The 19,979-nt window shown below is 65.7% G+C and carries 17 protein-coding genes; 12 read left to right on the top strand and 5 right to left on the bottom strand.

The window, feature by feature from the left end; genetic code table 11:
- The first annotated feature begins 331 nt into the window (after positions 1-331).
- Entirely contained in the window at positions 332-1,141 is an 810-nt protein-coding gene (locus BLT75_RS03255; RefSeq protein WP_093027691.1) for a class I SAM-dependent methyltransferase, read from the top strand.
- Positions 1,142-1,150: 9 nt separating this feature from the next.
- Here the strand turns inward: BLT75_RS03255 and prpE are convergent, their stop codons facing one another.
- From prpE to BLT75_RS03240, 3 genes are all read right to left on the bottom strand, one after another.
- Positions 1,151-3,040: a propionate-CoA ligase PrpE gene (prpE, locus tag BLT75_RS03250; protein WP_093028165.1), complete on the bottom strand. Its 1,890-nt coding sequence runs from the start codon at positions 3,038-3,040 to the stop codon at positions 1,151-1,153.
- A gap of 232 nt (positions 3,041-3,272) precedes the next feature.
- Positions 3,273-3,662 carry a GFA family protein gene (locus BLT75_RS03245; protein WP_093027689.1) on the bottom strand — a complete coding sequence of 130 codons (390 nt, stop codon included), beginning with the start codon at positions 3,660-3,662 and terminating at the stop codon, positions 3,273-3,275.
- A 42-nt stretch (positions 3,663-3,704) separates the two neighbouring features.
- Positions 3,705-5,978, bottom strand: a complete 2,274-nt coding sequence (locus BLT75_RS03240; RefSeq protein ID WP_093027687.1) for an NADP-dependent malic enzyme — start codon at positions 5,976-5,978, stop codon at positions 3,705-3,707.
- Positions 5,979-6,124: 146 nt separating this feature from the next.
- On the opposite strand from BLT75_RS03240, the gene BLT75_RS03235 reads away from it, so the two are divergent.
- The 7 genes from BLT75_RS03235 to BLT75_RS03205 all read left to right on the top strand — a co-directional run bounded on the left by BLT75_RS03235 (position 6,125) and on the right by BLT75_RS03205 (position 13,116).
- On the top strand, positions 6,125-7,210 hold the full coding sequence (locus BLT75_RS03235; RefSeq protein ID WP_093027685.1) for a cupin domain-containing protein: 1,086 nt from the start codon (positions 6,125-6,127) through the stop codon (positions 7,208-7,210).
- Between the two features lie 140 nt (positions 7,211-7,350).
- Positions 7,351-7,743 (top strand): cytidine deaminase, encoded by a 393-nt coding sequence (locus BLT75_RS03230; protein ID WP_093027683.1) that lies wholly within the window; start codon positions 7,351-7,353, stop codon positions 7,741-7,743.
- 4 nt (positions 7,744-7,747) lie between these two features.
- Positions 7,748-9,058 carry a thymidine phosphorylase gene (locus BLT75_RS03225; protein ID WP_093027681.1) on the top strand — a complete coding sequence of 437 codons (1,311 nt, stop codon included), beginning with the start codon at positions 7,748-7,750 and terminating at the stop codon, positions 9,056-9,058.
- Entirely contained in the window at positions 9,055-10,266 is a 1,212-nt protein-coding gene (locus BLT75_RS03220; RefSeq protein ID WP_093027679.1) for a phosphopentomutase, read from the top strand. The genes BLT75_RS03225 and BLT75_RS03220 overlap by 4 nt, the downstream gene beginning before the upstream one ends.
- A complete protein-coding gene (locus BLT75_RS03215; RefSeq protein WP_093027677.1) occupies positions 10,263-11,264 on the top strand; it encodes an adenosine deaminase in 1,002 nt (333 codons plus the stop codon). Before BLT75_RS03220 ends, BLT75_RS03215 begins: the two co-directional genes overlap by 4 nt.
- Complete coding sequence (gene upp, locus BLT75_RS03210; RefSeq protein ID WP_093027675.1) at positions 11,261-11,893, top strand: uracil phosphoribosyltransferase; 633 nt, start codon at positions 11,261-11,263, stop codon at positions 11,891-11,893. Before BLT75_RS03215 ends, upp begins: the two co-directional genes overlap by 4 nt.
- Before the next feature lie 77 nt (positions 11,894-11,970).
- Positions 11,971-13,116, top strand: a complete 1,146-nt coding sequence (locus BLT75_RS03205; RefSeq protein ID WP_143028503.1) for an SPOR domain-containing protein — start codon at positions 11,971-11,973, stop codon at positions 13,114-13,116.
- A 46-nt stretch (positions 13,117-13,162) separates the two neighbouring features.
- Here the strand turns inward: BLT75_RS03205 and BLT75_RS03200 are convergent, their stop codons facing one another.
- On the bottom strand, positions 13,163-14,176 hold the full coding sequence (locus BLT75_RS03200) for a PI-PLC domain-containing protein (protein ID WP_093027671.1): 1,014 nt from the start codon (positions 14,174-14,176) through the stop codon (positions 13,163-13,165).
- A 153-nt stretch (positions 14,177-14,329) separates the two neighbouring features.
- Here BLT75_RS03200 and BLT75_RS03195 point away from each other — a divergent pair, with 153 nt between their 5' ends.
- From BLT75_RS03195 to BLT75_RS03180, 4 genes are all read left to right on the top strand, one after another.
- Positions 14,330-15,238 (top strand): DMT family transporter, encoded by a 909-nt coding sequence (locus tag BLT75_RS03195; protein WP_093027669.1) that lies wholly within the window; start codon positions 14,330-14,332, stop codon positions 15,236-15,238.
- Positions 15,239-15,269: 31 nt separating this feature from the next.
- Positions 15,270-15,917, top strand: a complete 648-nt coding sequence (locus BLT75_RS03190; protein WP_093027667.1) for a sulfotransferase family 2 domain-containing protein — start codon at positions 15,270-15,272, stop codon at positions 15,915-15,917.
- A 242-nt stretch (positions 15,918-16,159) separates the two neighbouring features.
- A complete protein-coding gene (locus BLT75_RS03185; RefSeq protein ID WP_176827824.1) occupies positions 16,160-16,828 on the top strand; it encodes a Hint domain-containing protein in 669 nt (222 codons plus the stop codon).
- Between the two features lie 186 nt (positions 16,829-17,014).
- Positions 17,015-17,674 carry a HigA family addiction module antitoxin gene (locus BLT75_RS03180; RefSeq protein ID WP_176827821.1) on the top strand — a complete coding sequence of 220 codons (660 nt, stop codon included), beginning with the start codon at positions 17,015-17,017 and terminating at the stop codon, positions 17,672-17,674.
- A gap of 92 nt (positions 17,675-17,766) precedes the next feature.
- Here the strand turns inward: BLT75_RS03180 and BLT75_RS03175 are convergent, their stop codons facing one another.
- On the bottom strand, positions 17,767-19,968 hold the full coding sequence (locus BLT75_RS03175; RefSeq protein WP_093027661.1) for a 3-hydroxyacyl-CoA dehydrogenase NAD-binding domain-containing protein: 2,202 nt from the start codon (positions 19,966-19,968) through the stop codon (positions 17,767-17,769).
- Positions 19,969-19,979: the final 11 nt, after the last annotated feature.

Genomic DNA, 19,979 nt, shown 5'->3' with positions numbered 1-19,979 from the left:
TTGCCGCCGACCCGAGGTTAAGCGGGGTGGTGCCCGTTGGCTATGGTGGAGAAATCCGGTGACGTGAGGTCACTTCACGTATTCGGGCCGGTCAAGCTCGGCTCCGCCCATGACGCCGGGGTAATGACACCTGGTGTCGACCGGGTCTCCGGTGACCTTTCTGTCCTGCCCCTGGGTCGCGACAAGGGGCAGGGCAGAAAGCAAAGTGCGCGCCGCGTTCTGCTCCAGGCGTCACGATTGCTTGTTCCCGGTATCCGGGTGGAGAGACTTTCAGGGTCGAATGGAGCGGATTTTGTGGTAGGCTGAAGCGGCTATTTCGGGGGAGGGTACGATGACCACGAATGACACGGCCTTTGCCGGTGATATACCCGACATTTACGATACCTATCTCGTTCCGCTGATCTTCACGCATTACGCCGAAGACCTCGCGCGTCGCGTTGCCAGCCACCCGGTTGCGGATGTTCTGGAAACCGCGGCGGGCAGCGGGGTCGTTACCCGCGCTCTGGCGCCGCTGCTGACAGAGGATGCGCGCTATGTCGTGACCGACCTCAATCCGCCGATGCTCGACCGGGCACGGGCGGTGCAGGGCGAGGATGCGCGAATCCTCTGGCAACCCGCCGATGCGCTCGACCTGCCTTTCACGGGCCAGAGCTTCGATGCGGTCTGCTGCCAGTTCGGGGCGATGTTCTTTCCCGACCGGGTCCGCGGCTATGCCGAGGCGCGGCGGGTGCTGCGACCCGGCGGCCGGTTCCTGTTCAACATCTGGGACGGGATCGAGCACAATGAATTCGCGCAGCTCGTCACCGAGGTGGCCACGACCCTGCTGCCGGCCTCGCCGCCGCATTTCCTGACCCGCACGCCGCATGGGCACGGCTATCCCGAACGCATCCGGGCCGAGCTGCAACAGGCGGGTTTCGACCATGTCGACATCGACAAGGTCACAGCGGTCAGCCGGGCGCCCGATCCGTCGCACCCGGCCATCGCCTATGTGCGCGGCACCCCGATGTATGGCGAGATCGCCCCGCATGGCGAGGCCATGGTCAAACGAATCGTCGAGGCCGCGACAGAAGAGATTCGCGCCCGCTACGGGGCGGGCGCGGTCGAGGCAAAGATGCAGGGCTATGTCATCACGGCAAGCTGACCCTGCCGGTCACTTCGCGTAGCCCAGCGTTTGCAGCGCCGCCCGGATCTCGTCCAGGATCGCCGGATCGTCGATGGTGGCGGGCATCTTGTAGTCCTTGCCGTCAGCGATCGAGACCATGGTGCCGCGCAGGATCTTGCCTGACCGGGTCTTGGGCAGGCGGTCGACCACGACCGCCAGCTTGAACGCGGCCACCGGGCCGATCTTGTCGCGCACCAGCCTGACCACTTCCTTGACCACGTCGGCATGGTCGCGGTTGCAGCCCTTGTTGAGGCAGAGGAAACCCAGCGGCATCTGGCCCTTGAGATCGTCGCTCACCCCGATGACGGCGCATTCGGCCACGTCCTCGTGGCTGGCCAGAACCTCTTCCATGCCGCCGGTCGACAGGCGGTGGCCAGCGACGTTGATCACGTCATCGGTGCGGGCCATGATATAGAGATAGCCGTCCTCGTCGATCATCCCGGCATCGCCGGTCTCGTAATAGCCGGGGAAATGCTCCAGGTAGGATTTCCTGAACCGCGCCTCGGCGTTCCAGAGCGTCGGCAGGGTGCCCGGCGGCAGCGGCAGCTTGACCGCGATGGCCCCCAACTCGCCTGCGGGCAGCGGATTGCCGCCCTCGTCGAGGATCTGCACGTCATAGCCCGGCATCGGCTTGGCGGGCGAGCCCAGCTTGGTCGGCAGTTCCTCTATCCCCAGCGGGTTGCCGGCGATGGTCCAGCCGGTCTCGGTCTGCCACCAGTGGTCGATGACCGGCACGCCCAACGCCTTCTGCGCCCAGACGATGGTGTCGGGATCGGCGCGTTCGCCCGCGAGGTACAGCGCCTTGAGGCAGCTCAGGTCGTAATTCGCCAGCATCTCTCCCTTTGGATCCTCGCGCTTGACGGCGCGGATCGCGGTGGGCGCGGTGAAGAAGCTCTTGACCTTGTGCTCGGAAATGACCCGCCAGAAGGTGCCGGCGTCTGGGGTGCCCACGGGCTTGCCTTCGAACACGATGGTCGTGTTGCCGTGGATCAGCGGGCCATAACAGATATAGGAATGCCCCACGACCCAGCCCACGTCCGAGGCCGCCCAGAACACATCGCCCGGATCGACGTTGTAGATGTTCTTCATCGTCCAGTTCAGCGCCACCAGATGGCCCGCGGTGGGGCGCACTACGCCCTTGGGCGCGCCGGTGGTGCCGGAGGTGTAGAGGATATAGGCCGGGTGGTTGCCTTCGACCGGAACGCATTCGGCCGGTTCGACACCATACTGGAACCCGTGCCAGTTATAATCGCGGCCCTCGACCAGTTTGGCGACTTCCTGCTCGCGCTGGAAGATCACGCAGAACTCGGGTTTGTGCTTGGCCATGTCGATGGCGCCGTCGAGGAGGGGCTTGTAATGCACCACGCGGCCCGGCTCCAGCCCGCAGGAGGCGGCGATGATCGCCTTGGGCTTGGCGTCGTCGATACGCACCGCCAGTTCGTTGGCGGCAAATCCGCCGAACACCACCGAATGGATTGCCCCCAGCCGGGCGCAGGCCAGCATTGCTTCCAGCGCCTCGGGGATCATCGGCATGTAGATGATGACGCGGTCGCCCTTTTCGACGCCCTTGGCGCGCAACGCACCCGCCAGCATGGCCACGCGGTTGCGCAGCTCGACATACGAGATCTGCCGCTTGGTCTGGGTGATCGGGCTGTCGTAGATGATCGCGATCTGCTCGCCCCGGCCGGATTCGACATGGCGATCGACCGCGTTCCAGCAGGTGTTCACCCGGGCGTCGGTGAACCATTCGTAGAGCGGCGCGTTGCTGTCATCCAGCGCGCGCTTGGGCGCCTCGACCCAGTCTATGGCCTTTGCGGCCTCCAGCCAGAAGGCTTCGGGATCGCTCTTCCAGCTCTCGTATATGTCCTGATATGCCATGGCATCCTCCTCGCGTTCGGCTGGCACGTGTGTTAGGCGCAGCCGCGCCACCGGGCAAGCCACCGGGTGGACGTCGCGTCAGATTACCGCAAGAACTTTGCAGCTTTGGCGGATCATGCTCTGCAAATTTTTGCAAAACACCCTTCGTGCCGCCTTCATGGGGAAAAGTTTGCGATCTTTGCAAAACTGCAAATATCCGCAATGCAAATTTCGGGCGCGGCGGGCTCCGTTTCTAGCCGGATGTCCCGGCATAACGGGGCAGGCTGTCCTGAATGTTGAGCCACGGCAGATGGTCGGCATGAAAGACATGGAACCGGGGCGGCAGGCTGGCCGGGTCCTCCAGCGTTGCCGTGTACAGGTGGATGTTCACCGTGTCCCGCGCATTGCGATAAGCCATCTGGGTGCCGCAGGTGCCGCAGAAAAGCCGCTCCACCCCCTCGGACGAGGTGTAGATCCGCGGCGCGTCGCCCTGCCAGCGCACCGAGTCATGCGGCAGGCCGAAAAACGCGGTGACCGGCGATGCGCAGTTGCGCCTGCAATCGGTGCAATGGCAATAGCAGGTCCAGGCAATGGCGCCGTCGCTTTCCCAGCGCACGGCGCCACAATGGCAATGTCCCTTCATCTCGGCCTCCCTTGCCTGGCGGCCGACGCTTGGGCCGCTAAATCAACCGTAATGCGCGACCGGGGTTCCGGCAATGGCCGCCATGTTCAACAGGCCCCGCGCGGTGATCGACGGCGTCACGATATGCGCCCTGTTGCCCATACCCATCAGGATCGGTCCCACCTCGATGCCGTTGGCCTTCATCTTGAGCACGTTGCGCACCCCGCTGGCGGCATCCGCATGTGCAAAGATCAGCACGTTCGCCGGGCCTTCCAGCCGCGAATTGGGGAAGATGCGCTGCCGCAGTTCCGGGTCGAGCGCGGTGTCGAGGTTCATCTCGCCCTCGTAGATGAAATCGCGCGGCTTGCTGTCGAGTATCGCGATCGCCTGCCGCAGACGCAGACCCGAGCCTTCGCGCTGGTTGCCGAACTGCGACTGCGAGCAGAAGGCGATCTGAGGCTCCAGGCCGAAGCGGCGCACATGGCGGGCGGCCCCCAGGGTGATCTCGGCCAGTTCCTCGGGGCTGGGCAGGCTGCGCACATGGGTGTCGGCGATGAACAGCGGCCCGTCCTCCAGGATCATCAGCGACAGGGCGCCGTGCGGGCGCAGGTCGCCGTTGCCCAGCACCTGTTCGACATAGTTCAGGTGCCAGCGGTATTCGCCGAACGTGCCGCAGATCAGGCTGTCGGCCTCGCCCCGGTGCACCATGATCGCCCCGATCGCGGTGGTGTTGGTGCGCATGATCGCCTTGGCCAGGTCCGGCGTCACGCCGCGCCGCTCCATCAGCGCGTGGTACGAGGTCCAGTAGTCGTAGTAGCGCGGGTCGTGCTCGGGGTTCACGATCTGGAAGTCCCGGCCTGGCCGCACCATCAGGCCCAGCCGTTCGCAACGGGTTTCGATCACCTCGGGGCGGCCGATCAGGATGGGGGTCTCGGTGGTTTCCTCCAGGATCGCCTGTGCCGCGCGCAGCACCCGTTCATCCTCACCCTCGGCAAACACAAGCCGCCGCGCCGCATTGGCCGCGGCCTCGAACACCGGCCGCATCAGCAGGGCCGACTTGAACACGGTCTGGTTCAGCTTCTGGCGATAAGCGGCGAGGTCGCCGATCGGCCGCCGCGCCACACCGCTCTCCATCGCGGCCCGCGCCACGGCAGAGGAGACGACGCCCACCAGCCGCGGGTCAAAGGGTTTCGGGATCAGGTAATCGGCGCCAAAGGTCAGCTGTTCGCCGCGATAGGCGGCCGCCGCCTCGGCGCTGGTGGTGGCCCGCGCCAGCTCTGCGATTCCCTCGACGCAGGCGATCTGCATCTGGTCGTTGATCTCGGTCGCGCCCACGTCCAGCGCCCCCCGGAAGATGAAGGGGAAGCACAGCACGTTGTTCACCTGGTTCGGGAAATCGCTGCGCCCGGTGGCGATGATCGCATCCGGTGCCACCGCGCGCGCCTCGTCCGGCAGGATCTCGGGCGTCGGATTGGCCAGCGCGAAGATGATCGGCCGCTTGGCCATGCGCGCCACCATCTCGGGCTTGAGCACGTTGGGGCCGCTCAGGCCCAGGAACAGGTCCGCCCCCCCGATCACGTCATCCAGCGTGCGCAGGTCGGTGGCCTGGGCAAAGGCCGCCTTCTGCGGGTTCATGTCCTCGGCGCGGCCCTCGTAGACCAGCCCGTGAATGTCGCAGAGCCAGATGTTCTCCCGCCTGACCCCCAGTTTCAGCAGCATGTTCAGACAGGCGATGCCCGCCGCCCCGCCGCCGGTCGAGACGATCTTGATTTCGTCGAACGCCTTGCCTGCCACATGCAATGCGTTGCGCGCGGCGGCGCCCACCACGATGGCGGTGCCGTGCTGGTCGTCGTGAAAGACGGGGATGTTCATCCGCTCGCGGCACAGTTTCTCGACGATGAAACAATCGGGCGCCTTGATGTCTTCCAGGTTGATCGCGCCGAATGTCGGCTCCAGCGCGCAGACGATATCGGCCAGCTTTTCCGGATCGCTTTCGTTCACCTCGATGTCGAAACAGTCGATGCCGGCGAATTTCTTGAACAGGACCGCCTTGCCCTCCATCACCGGTTTTGAGGCCAGCGGGCCGATATTGCCAAGCCCCAGAACCGCGGTGCCGTTCGACACCACCGCCACCAGGTTGCCGCGCGCGGTATAGGTCTCGGCGGTGCTGGCATCCGCCTTGATCTCCAGGCAGGCCTCGGCCACGCCCGGCGAATAGGCGCGCGCCAGGTCGCGACCGTTGGCCATCGGCTTGGTCGCCCGGATCTCCAGTTTGCCGGGTTTCGGATGGGCGTGATAATCAAGCGCCGCCTGGCGCAGGCTGGGCTGGTCGGACATCTCGGAAAATTCCTCCTCGGGAAACTAGTTTAGCGTTAAACTATTTTTTGACCCAAGGGAACAGGGCATTTCGCGCGACAAGGCCGCGGGCGGGTTCTTGCAAATCGCGGGCCTCCCGGCCACTCTCCGGCCAAGAGGAGCCAGACATGACCGACACGATTGCCGAAATGCGCCTGCCCACGGACGAGTTGCGCAACGATATCCCCTTCTACACCAAGGTCCTGGGCATGCGAATGGACATGATCTATCCTGCCGACGATCCGCGCATCGCGGTGTTCTCGGGCCATGGCCTGCGGCTGCGCATCGAAAAAGGCGCGCCCGAGGCGCCCGGCACCCTGCGCATCCTGACCGACAATCCCGACGGATTCGCCGGCGGCCAGCGCAGCCTGACCGCGCCCAATGGCACTCGCATCGAGATCGGGGAACGTAACCCGCCGCTGGTGATGCCGGAAACCGTGCACAGCTTCGTTGTGCGCCGGCTCAAGGACCAGGCGCCCTGGATCATCGGCCGCGCCGGCATGCAGTACCGCGACCTGGTGCCCTCGCGGCTGGGCGGCTCGATCATCGCCAGCCATATCCGCATCCCCGACGGCGGCCCGGTGCCCGACATGGTGCATTTCCACCGCGTCGGCTTCCAGCTGATTTTCTGCATCCACGGCTGGGTCGACGTGGTCTACGAGGATCAGGGCGACAAGATGCGCCTGACGCCCGGCGACTGCTTCATCCAGCCGCCCGAGATCCGCCACCGGGTGCTCGAAGCCTCCGACAACGTGCAGGTGATCGAGATCGGCGTGCCCGCCGAGCATATTACCGAGATCGACCACGAGATGACCCTGCCCACCGCGCATCTGCGTCCCGAGCGCGAATGGCAGGGACAGCGCTTCGTCTACAATCGCGCCGCAGGGGCCGAATGGGTGCCTTTCCGCCTGCCGGGATATGTCTGCCGCGACACCACCATCGCCGCCAACACCGGGGGCGTCGCCGGGGTGCAGGTGGTGCGCCGGGGGCAGGGCGCGCCGCAATGGGCCGCGCATGACACTGACATCCTGTTCACCTTCGTGATGCAGGGCCGCGTGACGCTGATGGGCGAAGGCCGCGATCCCTTTCCGCTGGAACAGGGCGACGCCTTCGTCATCCCGCCCGGCATGCGCACCTGCCTGTCCGACCCGTCCGACGATATCGAGCTGCTCGAGGTCACGCTGCCCGGAACCTTCACCACCACGCTGGGCTGAAGCCGCTTCATTTCGCCGAAAATACTCCGGGGGAGTCCGCAGGACGGGGGCAGCGCCCCCTTTCCCCGCGGTTCTTCTCGCGCGGCGCTGCGGGATCGGATATGCCTTTCTGACCAGATGATCAAAAACGGGGAATCGCCATGAGCCTGAAAGACGCCGCCTTGTCCGTTCGCGAAAACGCCCATGCGCCCTATTCCCGCTTCAAGGTCGGCGCCGCCATCCGCGCCGCCTCCGGCGCGGTCTATGCCGGCTGCAATGTCGAGAATATCGCCTCGCCCGAGGGCACCTGCGCCGAGGCTGGTGCCATCGCGGTGATGGTGGCGGCCGGGGAAACCCGCCTGACCGAGGTCTATGTCGTGGCCGACAGCCCGTCGCCGGTGCCGCCCTGCGGTGGCTGCCGGCAGAAACTGGCGGAATTCGGCGCGGGGGATGTGGTGGTGACCATGGCCAATACCGCCGGCGTGGAAAAACGCATGACCATTTCCGACCTGCTGCCGGGGGCCTTCGGGGCGGCGCATATGGAGACGGACTGAGGCGATGGATGCCCGCGCCATCATCGCCCGGCTGCGCAGGCACGAGACGCCGTCGGCCGAGGAATTGCGCTGGTTCGCGCAGGGTCTTGCGGATTCTGCGGTCAGCGACGCGCAGGCCGGCGCCTTTGCCATGGCCGTCTGCATGGGCGGGCTTGGGGCCGAGGGGCGCGCGGCGCTGACGCTGGCCATGCGCGATTCCGGCGATGTGCTGGACTGGGATCTCGACGGGCCGGTGATCGACAAGCATTCCACCGGCGGGGTGGGCGATTGCGTCAGCCTGGTGCTGGCGCCGGCGCTGGCCGAATGCGGCGCCTATGTGCCGATGATCTCGGGCCGGGGGCTGGGCCATACCGGCGGAACGCTCGACAAGATGGAGGCGATCCCCGGCGTCACCACGCAGGTCGGCAGCGACCGGCTGGCGCAGATCGTGCGCGACACGGGCGCCGCCATCGTCAGCGCCAGCGCCCGGATCGCGCCCGCCGACAAGCGGCTCTATGCCATCCGCGACGTGACCGCCACGGTCGAAAGCCTCGACCTGATCACCGCCTCGATCCTGTCCAAGAAACTGGCCGCCGGTCTCGACGCGCTGGTGCTCGACGTGAAACTGGGCAGCGGCGCCTTCATGAAGACCCCGGCCGAGGCCGGTGCGCTGGCCCGCGCCCTGACCGAAACCGCCAATGCTGCCGGTTGCCGCACCTCGGCGCTGATCACCGACATGAACCAGCCGCTGGCCCCCAGCCTCGGCAATGCGCTCGAGGTGGCCGAGGTCATGCGGGTACTGACCGGCGGCCTCACCGACACGCCGCTGGCGCAGCTTTCCGCCGAACTGGGCGGCGTGCTGCTGGCCGGGGCCGGGCTTGCCGACAGCGCCGAAACCGGCGCCGACCGCCTGCGCGCCCTCATCGTCGATGGCCGCGCCGCCGACCGTTTCGGCCGCATGATCGCCGCCGTCGGCGGGCCGGTGCATTTCATCGAAACCTGGCAGCGGTTCCTGCCCGAGGCCAATGTCATCCGCGAGGTCACCGCCCGCGAGGCGGGCTTTGTCACCGCCATCGACGGCGAGGCGCTGGGCCTCGTCGTGGTGGCGCTGGGCGGCGGGCGGCAGGTCGAAAGCGATGTCGTCGATCCTTCCGTGGGCCTGTCTCGGGTGATCCGGCTTGGCACGCGGGTCAGCGCCGGAACCCCGCTCGCCACCATCCATGCCGCGCGGGAAGAGGCCGCCGCCCGCGCCGAAGCCGCGTTGCGCGCCGCCATCGTCATCGAGGACGCGCCCGGCGACCTGCCGCCGCTGGTGCACGAAAGGATCACCGCATGACCCGCGCCTTCCTGGTGGTGATGGATTCGCTGGGCATCGGCGGCGCGCCGGATGCGGAAACGTTCTTCAACGGCAACCGTCCCGATACCGGCGCCAACACGCTGGCCCATATCGCGCAGGCCTGCGCGCGCGGCGACGCGGAGGAGGGGCGCAGCGGCCCGCTGCATCTGCCCAATCTCGATGCGCTGGGGCTGGGCGCCGCCACCCGGCTCGCCTCGGGTGCGGCCACGCCCGGGCTGGCGGCGGAACCGACGGGGCACTGGGGCTGCGCCCGCGAACACAGCCGGGGCAAGGACACGCCCTCGGGCCATTGGGAACTGGCGGGCCTGCCGGTGCCCTGGGACTGGCACTATTTCCCCGACACCACCCCCACCTTTCCGCCCGACTTGGTGCGGGCGGTGGCCGAGGCCGCCGGCAGCGACGGTATCCTCGGCAATTGCCACGCCTCGGGCACGGTGATCATCGATCGTCATGGGGCCGAACATATGCAGACAGGCAAGCCCATCTGCTACACCTCTGCCGACAGCGTGTTCCAGATCGCCGCGCATGAGGAAACCTTCGGTCTCGACCGCCTGCTGGCGCTCTGCAAGGCCGTCGCCCCGCGCCTGCACGCGATGAAGGTGGGGCGGGTGATCGCGCGGCCCTTCACCGGCATGCCCGAGACCGGCTTCACTCGCACCACCAACCGCAAGGATTACGCGATAACCCCGCCCGCGCCGGTGCTGACCAACTGGGCGCAGGACGCGGGGCGCCGGGTGCATGCGGTGGGCAAGATCGGCGATATCTTCTCGATGCAGGGGATCGACGATGTGGCCAAGGGAACCGATGCCCAGCTGATGACTCATCTCGCCCGGCTGGTCGACAAGGCCGAAGAGGGCAGCCTGACCTTCGCCAATTTCGTGGAATTCGACAGCCTCTATGGCCATCGCCGCGATATAAGCGGATATGCAAGGGCGCTGGAGTGGTTTGACCGTGAAATCGGGGCAATCCTGCAAAGCCTGCGGCCCGGCGACCTGATGCTGCTGACCGCAGATCATGGCAATGATCCCAGCTGGACCGGCACCGACCACACCCGCGAACAGGTGCCGGTTCTGGTTGCGGGGCGCGGGGCAGGGCAGATCGGACAAGTCAACTTTGCCGATGTCGCCGCCTCGGTGGCGGCGCATCTGGGCATTCCGGCGCAGGGGCCGGGGAGGAGTTTCCTGTGAACGAAGAAGAGCCCTCCGTCGCCGACCTGCCCAAGGTCGAGTTGCATCTGCACCACGAGGGTGCGGCTCCGCCCGCCCTGATCCGCCAGCTCGCGCATGAGAAACGGATCGATCTGCGCGGCATCTTCAAGCCCGACGGATCCTACGACTTCCGCGATTTCGCGCATTTCCTCAGCATCTACGAGGCCGCCTCAACCGTGCTGACCGGGCCCGAGGAGTTCCGCCGCCTCACCTGGGCGATCCTCGAACACAGCGCCGAACAGGGGGTTGTCTATTCGGAAACCTTCCTCAGCCCCGATTTCTGTGGCGGCGGCGATGTCGCGGCCTGGCGCGATTACCTGGCCGCCATCCGCGATGCGGCGGACGCAGCCGAGGCGAAACTGGGCATCACCCTGCGCGGCGTTGTCACCTGTGTGCGCCATTTCGGCCCGGAACAGGCCCGGCGCGCCGCCCGCTGCGCCGCCGAAACCGCGGGCGACTGGATCGTGGGTTTCGGCATGGGCGGCAACGAAAGCGTGGGCCGGCAGGGCGACTATGCCTGGTCCTTCGACTGCGCCCGCGAGGCGGGGCTCAGGCTTACCACTCATGCCGGAGAATTCGGCGGCCCCGACAGCGTGCGCGACGCGGTGCGGGTGCTGGGGGTCGAGCGCATCGGCCATGGCGTGCGCGCCATCGAGGATCCGGACCTCCTGCATGAACTGGCTGACCGCGGCGTCACGCTCGAGGTCTGCCCCGGTTCCAACGTGGTGCTGGGCCTCTATCCGTCCTTCGCGGCCCATCCCATTGCGCGGCTGCGCGATGCAGGAGTCCGTGTTACCGTATCCACAGACGACCCGCCGTTCTTTCACACCACGATGCGGCGCGAGTACGAGATGCTGTCCCGGGCCTTTGGCTGGGGGGCGGGGGATTTCGCCGAGCTGAACGCAAATGCGCTCGGCGCGGCATTCTGCGATCAAGACACCCGGAGCCGGGTTGCAAAGAGACTGGAGACATCATGAGCGAACACCTGACCATCGTCGATCATCCCCTGGTTCAGCACAAGCTGACGCTCATGCGGGACAAGGGCACCTCCACCGCCTCGTTCCGCCAGCTCCTGCGCGAGATCACGCTCTTGCTGGCCTATGAGATCACCCGCGAACTGCCGCTGACGACGCGCGGCATCGAAACCCCGCTGGAGGAGATGGACGCCCCCATTCTGGCCGGCAAGAAACTGGCGCTGGTGTCGATCCTGCGGGCGGGCAACGGCATGCTCGACGGGGTGCTCGAACTGGTCCCCTCGGCGCGGGTCGGTTTCGTGGGCCTCTACCGTGACGAGAAGACGCTGCAACCGGTGCAATACTATTTCAAGGTGCCCGAAGGGCTGAACGACCGGCTGGTGATTGTGGTCGATCCGATGCTGGCCACCGGCAACAGTTCTGCCGCCGCCATCGACCTGCTGAAAAAGGCGGGCGCCACCGACATCCGCTTCCTTTGCCTGCTGGCCGCTCCGGAGGGCGTCGCCCGCATGAAGGAGGCGCATCCCGACGTGCCCATCGTGACCGCAGCAGTTGACCGCGGGTTGAATTCCAAAGGTTACATCATGCCGGGTCTGGGAGATGCCGGGGACCGCTTGTTTGGCACGAAATAAGGCCAAATCGCGGCATCTGCGGCTTTACTCTCTGCGTGATTTGCGCCACACTTCCTCCACATCTTGTGGGGGCGATCATGAGGTTTACAAGAATTATTGCCTTTTCCGTGATCGGATGCAGCCTGGGGTTGTCGGCGCTGAATGCCCAGACGCTGCGCAACCCGAGCCCCCCGGCAGAGTTTCCGCCGGCATCCTTCACCGGCAAGCAGTATGTCGACAGCCGTGGCTGCATCTACATTCGTGCGGGAGTTGACGGGCTGGTTACCTGGGTGCCGCGTGTTTCCCGGCAGCGCAAGCAGTTGTGCGGGTATCAGCCGACGGAGGTCGCCGGAGCGACCACGACGGCACCGCAACCGGCAGGGCCGGAACTGATCACGCTTGATCAGCCTGCCGTGTCCACCCCGTCCACCCCGGCACCGAAGGCAACCGCGGCTCAGCCGCCAGTTCGCACTGCCGCTGCGTCAGCGCCCAAGGCGGCACCCAAACCGGCCGTGGCAATGCCTGTCACCGTTCCGACGACCCGGACAACGACGGCCCGCCCGGTTCCGGTGGCACCGGTCGCTGCGGCCGCCCCGACTCCGTCGAAGCCCGGTACAATCGCACCCGTGGCGACGCGGCCCGACACCGCGATCTGCCCGGACGCCTCGCCGCTCAGCCAGCAGTATATCAACCAGACCGGTGCCCGATGCGGCCCTCAGGCGGAACCTCCGATCACATATGGCCCTTTGCGCAAGAGTTCTTCGGGCAGCAGTGGCAAGACAGGCGTTCCGGTTTCGCTGGAAACCCGCATCGTTCCGAAACATGTGCATGACAATCGTCAGAACACGACAAATGTCGTGATACCTGCCGGCTATCGTAGCGTCTGGACAGACGATCGACTGAACCCGTATCGTGCGGAAAGAACCCTTCGCCCCGCTATCGTCACGAACACCTATGTCACTCCCAATGGCTTTCGGGCCGTTCAGCGCGGGGACGACCGCCTGAACCCGATGCGCGGGGTTCGCACCGTTGAAGGCGATGCGCAGATGAATGCGCTCTGGTCCGACGACCTGCCGCGCAAACTGTTGCCTGTGGAAACGGCGCCCCGCACGATAACCGTAATCCATTCGGAACGGTCCTACCGGGATATTGCCAAACCACCGATGCACCTGCGCCTTTCGACGCGCAACGCGCCAGACGCGCGTTACCCGGCAGCGTCGGTGTCGAAACGTCCTAGCCGCTGAGCGACGGCTGCCGCCGGGGTTCTTGCCTCGCGGCTGAGGCGTTTCCTCAACTGCCGCAAATCCCCTGCAACCGGACCCAGTCGCGGTCGGCCAGAACCGGCTCCAGTGTCCGCCCTGTCATCGGGTCGGCCTCGATCAGACCCAGAACCGCCTCGCCGGTGATGTCGCGGGCGTATGCATAGGGCGATGAAGGGATCGCTGCCTGAGAAAAGATGGCCAGCAGATCCTCGTCTGAGACATCCGGGCGGGGTTCGGCAAGGACACGTTCGGCATAGCTGTCCAGGATCTCGGGTGTGAGCCCGCCGGTGGTCAACAACCTGAAAGAGGCCGTTGACCCCGCATGGTACAACAATTCGTCCAGCGGATCCTGTGCCAGCGCGCGGGCCCGCTCCGCGAGGACAAAACCGGCGACCACCGAACTGTCTTCGAAATCCTCGATCAAGGTGTGGTTCAGCACCACGATGCCGCCGGGCAGGTACAGGCTGTCGGCCAGGCCGCCTGGCACCACAACGAGACGCCGCACACCGGTCCGCTGGGCCAGGCGGGACAGGATTTGGTCCGTGTCCTCGGCCGCGCATGTCCGTCCAGTCACCCGTTCGACCCTCCCAAGCACCGAGCGGCCGATTTCCTGTCGCTTGATATCCGGAACGACGGAAACCACGTGCCGCCGCATCGCGCCGGGCAACCACAAGGTCAGGACCCCGAGCACCGCAGCGGCGACGAGGGCGACCGATATCCAGCGGATCCGTCCCGGATGCGGGCGCGCGTTGTCGATGGCGCGTTGCAACCGGTCGATGGCCTCGATCATCGTGGTTTCCGTTTCCGCCAGTTCCAGCGTTTCCCCCGGATCGCCATCGGGATGATAGAGTGCAGGATATTCTCCGGGATTGCGCCGTTCGAGCGCCGCCAGCGACCAATGCGTCAGCGCCCGGTCGTTGAAATCCGAGATCGTCAGCGTGGCCTCGCCGATGGATACCAACACCTCACGGCGCTGATCCTCGGGTGTCGGTCGCCAAAGCCCGGTGGCTTCGATCCGCTCGTATTGCTTGAGGGCTGTCATGCGGGGGTCGGCTTGCTCGTCTTTGGTTTTTCCACAGAGTACACAGATGCCGCGGCGGCTTCAAACGCCTTGCGCCGTTTCCGGGGTCGGAAACCCGGACCCGATGTCGCTGGTTGGCAAGTCATCTGGGTAACTGGTGGCTAAACCTTGGTAATGCAGGCAGAAACTCCCTCCGCGCCGATTGCCGCCGCCGTACTGATGGTGGCCGCGATGGCGATCATCGGCATCATCGACAACTATGTCATCCGGCTGGCCGAAACCATCGGCCTGTGGCAGTTCCATTTCACCCGTGCGGTGCTGATGCTGCCGCTGGTGGCGCTGATGTCGGTGCTGGGGCTGGGCTCGATGCGGCCGCGCAACCTGGGCTGGGTGGGGCTGCGCAGCCTGTTCCTGACCGTGGCGATGCTGTTCTATTTCAGTGCGCTGTCCCTGATGTCGATCGCCGAGGCGCTGGCGGGCCTGTTCACATCGCCCATCTTCGTGCTGCTGATTGCCGCTTTCGGATTGCGCCAGCGGATCGGCCCGTGGCGCATCGTTGCGGTTATGACCGGCTTCGCGGGCATCCTTCTTGTGCTGCAACCCGACCCGGCGACTTTCGACGCAACCATCCTGGTGCCGGTTGCGGGCGGTTTCTTCTATGCGCTGGGCGCGGTGGTGACGCGGGCGAAATGCGCGCAGGAAAGCACTGCCGCGCTGCTGGCGGCGATGGTCACGATGCTGGGGCTGACCGGGCTGGCCGGGCTTGGCTGGCTGGCGCTGTTCCCCGCCACACCGGCGGACGGCGCGGCGGGTTTCGTCACCCGTGGCTGGGTCTGGCCGATGACTGACGCGCTGCCCTGGGTGACGATGCAGGCGGTCGGCTCGGCCACAGCCGTCTTCATGCTGATCAAGGCCTATCAACTGGGCGAACCCTCTTATGTCTCGGTCTTCGAGTTCTCGGTGATGATCTTCGGCCCGCTGTTCGCCTGGGTCGTCTTCGGCATCGGCCTCGGTCCCTTGCAGATCGCCGGTATCGGTCTCATTGTGGTTGCCGGCGCGATCATCGCGCTCCGATCGGGTTGAGCGGCACAGTCCACCCCGCTAGCGTGGCGTCATGATCATCTCGCCTGGCCGCGGCTATATCTTCGTGCATATCCCCAAGACGGGGGGAACTTCGCTTGCCCTCGCGCTGGAGGCGCGGGCGATGAAGGATGACATACTCATCGGTGACACGCCCAAGGCGCGCCGGCGGCGCGGCAGGCTCAGGGGGGCGCAGGCGCGGGGACGGCTCTGGAAACATTCGACGCTGGCCGATATCGACGGGCTGATTGCCCCCGACGTTCTGTCGGGGCTTTTCGCGTTCACCCTGGTCCGCAACCCCTGGGACCGGGCTGTCAGCTATTACCACTGGCTGCGCGATCAGGGGTTCGACCACCCGGCGGTACATCTGGCGAGGCAGGTTCCGTTCGACCGGTTCGTGACGGACCCGGCCACGCTTGCTTCCTTTGCCGCCAGCCCGGCGGCCAGCTACATGCGCCGGGCCGACGGGGTCGAATACTGCGCGGCCTATATCCGGCTGGAACATCTCTCCGAGGATCTCGCGCCGCTGGAACGGCATCTGGGGTTCAGGCTTGCCCTCCCGCATGAGAACCGCTCGGACCGGGTGGCGGATTATCGCAGGCTTTACACCAGTGACAGCGCGGCCGCGCTGGGGCGGGCCTGTGCCGAGGATATCGCGCGCTTCGGGTACGAATTCGGCTGAGCGGGGGTGTTTCCCGATGGATGTCAATCCCTGGTTGTGTGGCGCATTGCCGTAGAGCAGGGGACAATGCCCGACTCTTGCCCCGTTGGCGTCCCTATAAGGTCCTTCGAGTCGCGTTTTCTGAAAGGACAACATGGTTAATCCGGCAAGCGAAGATCTTGCTGCTGCCACAACGAGGATGGGCGCGCGTGTTCGGATGGAAAACGAAGAGGCCGGGTGACAGCCCGGCGACAGTAGAGTCCATGGCAGCCTTCGAAGGGCTGCTCATCACCGGGCAATCGGGGTTTCTGGCGGGTACCTGCATCGCCTCGACGCTGGGCTGGAAGCCCGTGGAACAACTCAAGGTCGGCGACAGGGTACTGACCTTCGACAACGCGATGCAGCCCATCATGGATATCCAGCGTGAAAGGATGATCGTACCCGACACCGGGCCATCTGCGCGGTACAGTCCCGTTCGCGTACCCGAAGGGGCGCTTTTCAATCGGCGCGACATCTGGCTGATGCCTGAGCAGGGGATGCTGATCGAGTGCGATGCGGCGCTGGATACCCATGGCGACCCCTACGCAGTTATCCCCGCCCGCTATCTGCGCGGGTTTCGCGGAATCGCCCCCGACTCTCTCGGCAGCAGGTTCGAAGTGACCACGCTCGCCTTCCGGCAGGACGAGGTGATCTATGTCGAAGGCGGGTTGCTGGCGTATTGTCCACAGCCGCGCCAGTTGCTGGACGTGGTCGGCGCAGGTCAGCCTCGGACCTATGAGGTGCTGGAAGGGCCCGCCGCGCAGTTCCTGGTAAACTGCCTGATCGACGACGACGATATCGGCGCGCTGGGGTGCGATCCGGCCGATGTGCCGGGCCTGCCAAAGGGGCCGGTGCGTCCCGGCCGCCCCATGGCGCCCAACCCGTTCGACTGACCCCGGCCCGCCGCATCGTGCGACGCACCGCCACTGCCGGAAAACGCCGGGATTGCGCCCGCCGTAAATGCAAGGCAGGGCATGGCCCGCAGGACATGTTGACCGGCCGGGCGACCGATGGCATCCCGTAACGGGGCGCATGCACATCGCAAACCTGCGCCGGATTGTTGCGCAGGGAGTGCCAAAGTGACCGAAACCGCGAAAGCCGCAGTTGCCGCTGCCGATGCCAGGCAGGTCAGGACCTGGCTGGACAACGACGAGATCCTGCTGGTCGATGTCCGCGAAACCTCGGAATACGAGGTGGAACATATCTCGGGCGCCCTGCTGCTGCCCTTGTCGAGCTTCGATCCCGAGCTGTTTCCGTCGGTTCCCGAGAAAAAGGTCGTGCTGCATTGCGCGGTCGGAAAACGGTCGGAGGCGGCGGGCAAGATGCTGCTGAAGGAAGGGCATCAGGACATCGTCCACATGGAAGGCGGGATCGAGGCATGGAAGGCCGCCGGTTTCGCCACCGAAGTGCAGATCCTGCCGCCGGACGTGGAAAAGCCCAAACCCGTTTACATGTGCCCGCCGCCGGGTCGGGTCTTGCAGGAGGAATACCTCGACCCGCTCGGAATATCCCCCCGCGAACTGGCACAGGCCACCGGCCTGCTCGAAGGGCGTGTGAACGACCTGCTTGCCGGGACCTCTCCGGTCGGGGTCGAGGCCTCGTTGCGGCTGGCCCGCTATTTCAGCACCGCCGGCGATTTCTGGATCCGCTTGCAGCTGGAACATGACATGGAGCGCGCGCGCCATTCGGTGGGCGAACAGATCCGCCAGCAGATCACGCCGCGCACCGCCTCCCTGTAGCGGATCGGAATTCCGCCGCGCGGCCCTGGTCCACCGAACGCAAACCGGCGCCCCCTTGCGGGAGCGCCGGTTGTCCTTGTCATTCTACCGGATCAGGCCGCCGATTGTGCCTCGGGGTTGAACCGCCCGTAGAAGGTCTGGCCCTTGTCGGCCATCTCGCGCAGCAGTGGCGGGCAGGTGAAGCGTTCGCCATATTTCGCCGCCAACTGGTCACAGCGTTCGGCCGCATAAGGCGTGCCGATGATGTCGAGCCAGCTGAGCGGGCCACCCGACCAGGGGGCAAAACCCCAGGCCAGGATGGCGCCCACATCGCCTTCGCGGATGTCTTCCAACACGCCTTCCTCCAGCGCGCGCACCGCTTCCAGCACCTGCGCGAACATCAGCCGTTCCTGGACCTCGATCAGGTCGGGTTGCTCTTCGGCCAGCGGGTACTTGTCCTGCATGCCTTTCCAGTAGCCGGTGCGCTTGCCTTTCTCGTCATAGTCGAAGAAGCCCGCATTCGCCTTGCGCCCAAGACGCCCCTGTTCCTCCATCCAGAAGATCAGATCGTCCGCCGGGCTGTCGGGATAGGCATCGCCCATCGCCGCCTTGGTCGCCCGTGCAATCTTGGCGCCCAGGTCGATCGAGGTTTCATCGTTGAGCTGGATCGGCCCCACAGGGAAGCCCAGTTGCTGCGCCGCATGGTCGATCAGCGGCATGGCGACGCCTTCGGTAATCATGCGCAGGCCCTCGTTGATATAGGGGATGATGCAGCGGTTGCAGTAGAAGAAGCGCGCGTCGTTGACCACGATCGGGGTCTTGCGGATCTGGCGGACGTAATCCAGCGCCTTGGCCACGGCCCGATCACCGGTTTCCTTGCCCTTGATGATCTCGACCAGCAGCATCTTCTCGACCGGCGAGAAGAAGTGGATGCCGATGAACTGCTCGGGCCGCATGCTCGCCTTGGCGAGCCCGGTTATCGGCAGGGTCGAGGTGTTGGAGGCAAAGATGCAATCCTCGGGGATGATCGCCTCGACCTTCTGGGTCATCTCGGCCTTCACGCCCGGATCCTCGAACACCGCCTCGATGATCAGGTCGCAGCCTTTCAGCGCGTCCAGATCCGGGGTGGCGGTGATCAGGCCCAGCATCGCCTCTTTCTTCTCGGCGGTGACCTTGCCGCGCTTCATCCCCTTGTCGAGGTAAGCTTCGGTATAGGCCTTGCCCTTGTCGGCAGCGGCCTGGTCACGGTCGATCAGCACGACCTCCATGCCTGCCTGCGCGCTGACCAGCGCGATGCCCGCGCCCATCATGCCGGCGCCCAGTACGCCCAGCTTCTTCACGCGCTGGTCGGGGATGTCCTTGGGCCGCACCGCGCCCTTTTCCAGCGCCTGCTTGTTGATGAAGAGGCTGCGGATCATGGCAGAGGAGGAGGGGTTCATCAGCACATGGGTGAACCAGCGTGCTTCGATGCGCAGCGCGGTGTCGAAGTCGACCAGCGCGCCCTCGTAGATCGCGCTCAAGAGCGCCTTTGGGGCAGGGAAGGCGCCTTGGGTCTTGCCGTTGACCATGGCGGCCGCGCCGACAAAGGTCATGAAGCCCGCCGGGTGATAGGGCGCGCCGCCCGGCATCTTGTAGCCCTTGGCGTCCCAGGGTTTGACCAGGTCGGCATCCTTGGCGTTCAGCACCCATTCCTTGGCTGCGGCGACCGGATCGTCCGACACCGCGTCGACCAGCTGCGCGCTCTTGGCCTTGGCCGGGTCCATCATCTTGCCCTCGAGCAGGACCGGGGCCGCCGCCATGGCGCCCACCATGCGGGAATAGCGGATGGTGCCGCCGCCGCCGGGGAAGATGCCCAGCAGGATCTCGGGCAGGCCGATCTTGGCCTTGGGATTGCTGGTCATCACCCGGTGATGACAGGCCAGCGCAATCTCGGTGCCGATCCCGGCGCAGGTGCCGTTGATGGCGCAGGCGACCGGCTTGCCGCCCTTCTTGGTCTTGGCATCCATGCCCGCCAGTTCCAGCTTGCGCAGGATGCGGTGGCCGCCCATGACAAAGTCAAACAGGCCCTGGGCCGGATTGTCGCCCGCTTCCTCGCGGATCACCGCGAGCGTGTTCAGGTCCATGCCCCCGGCAAAGTCGGACTTGCCACTGGTGATCACGATGCCCTTTACCGCGTCGTCCGCCAGCGCCTGATCGACCAGCCCGTCAACCAGCTCGAATGCCTCGCGGGTCATCACGTTCATGGATTTGCCTTCGGCGTCCCAGGTGATGAAGGCGACGCCGTCCGCGTCTACGGAGTATTTGAAATCAGCCATGTGTTCTCTCC

Source organism: Ruegeria marina, assembly GCF_900101475.1.
GTDB classification, from domain to species: domain Bacteria; phylum Pseudomonadota; class Alphaproteobacteria; order Rhodobacterales; family Rhodobacteraceae; genus Ruegeria_B; species Ruegeria_B marina.
The sequence above is the reverse complement of the archived record's forward strand: the minus strand, read 5'-3'. Positions and strand labels throughout refer to the sequence as shown.

Excerpts from the sequence above, each read along its gene's own strand:
- BLT75_RS03255 (WP_093027691.1), top strand. The coding sequence starts at position 332 with ATGACCACGAATGACACGGCCTTTGCCGGTGATATACCCGACATTTAC.
- prpE (WP_093028165.1), bottom strand. The coding sequence starts at position 3,040 with ATGGCATATCAGGACATATACGAGAGCTGGAAGAGCGATCCCGAAGCC.
- BLT75_RS03245 (WP_093027689.1), bottom strand. The coding sequence starts at position 3,662 with ATGAAGGGACATTGCCATTGTGGCGCCGTGCGCTGGGAAAGCGACGGC.
- BLT75_RS03240 (WP_093027687.1), bottom strand. The coding sequence starts at position 5,978 with ATGTCCGACCAGCCCAGCCTGCGCCAGGCGGCGCTTGATTATCACGCC.
- BLT75_RS03235 (WP_093027685.1), top strand. The coding sequence starts at position 6,125 with ATGACCGACACGATTGCCGAAATGCGCCTGCCCACGGACGAGTTGCGC.
- BLT75_RS03230 (WP_093027683.1), top strand. The coding sequence starts at position 7,351 with ATGAGCCTGAAAGACGCCGCCTTGTCCGTTCGCGAAAACGCCCATGCG.
- BLT75_RS03225 (WP_093027681.1), top strand. The coding sequence starts at position 7,748 with ATGGATGCCCGCGCCATCATCGCCCGGCTGCGCAGGCACGAGACGCCG.
- BLT75_RS03220 (WP_093027679.1), top strand. The coding sequence starts at position 9,055 with ATGACCCGCGCCTTCCTGGTGGTGATGGATTCGCTGGGCATCGGCGGC.
- upp (WP_093027675.1), top strand. The coding sequence starts at position 11,261 with ATGAGCGAACACCTGACCATCGTCGATCATCCCCTGGTTCAGCACAAG.
- BLT75_RS03205 (WP_143028503.1), top strand. The coding sequence starts at position 11,971 with ATGAGGTTTACAAGAATTATTGCCTTTTCCGTGATCGGATGCAGCCTG.
- BLT75_RS03200 (WP_093027671.1), bottom strand. The coding sequence starts at position 14,176 with ATGACAGCCCTCAAGCAATACGAGCGGATCGAAGCCACCGGGCTTTGG.
- BLT75_RS03195 (WP_093027669.1), top strand. The coding sequence starts at position 14,330 with ATGCAGGCAGAAACTCCCTCCGCGCCGATTGCCGCCGCCGTACTGATG.
- BLT75_RS03190 (WP_093027667.1), top strand. The coding sequence starts at position 15,270 with ATGATCATCTCGCCTGGCCGCGGCTATATCTTCGTGCATATCCCCAAG.
- BLT75_RS03185 (WP_176827824.1), top strand. The coding sequence starts at position 16,160 with ATGGCAGCCTTCGAAGGGCTGCTCATCACCGGGCAATCGGGGTTTCTG.
- BLT75_RS03175 (WP_093027661.1), bottom strand. The coding sequence starts at position 19,968 with ATGGCTGATTTCAAATACTCCGTAGACGCGGACGGCGTCGCCTTCATC.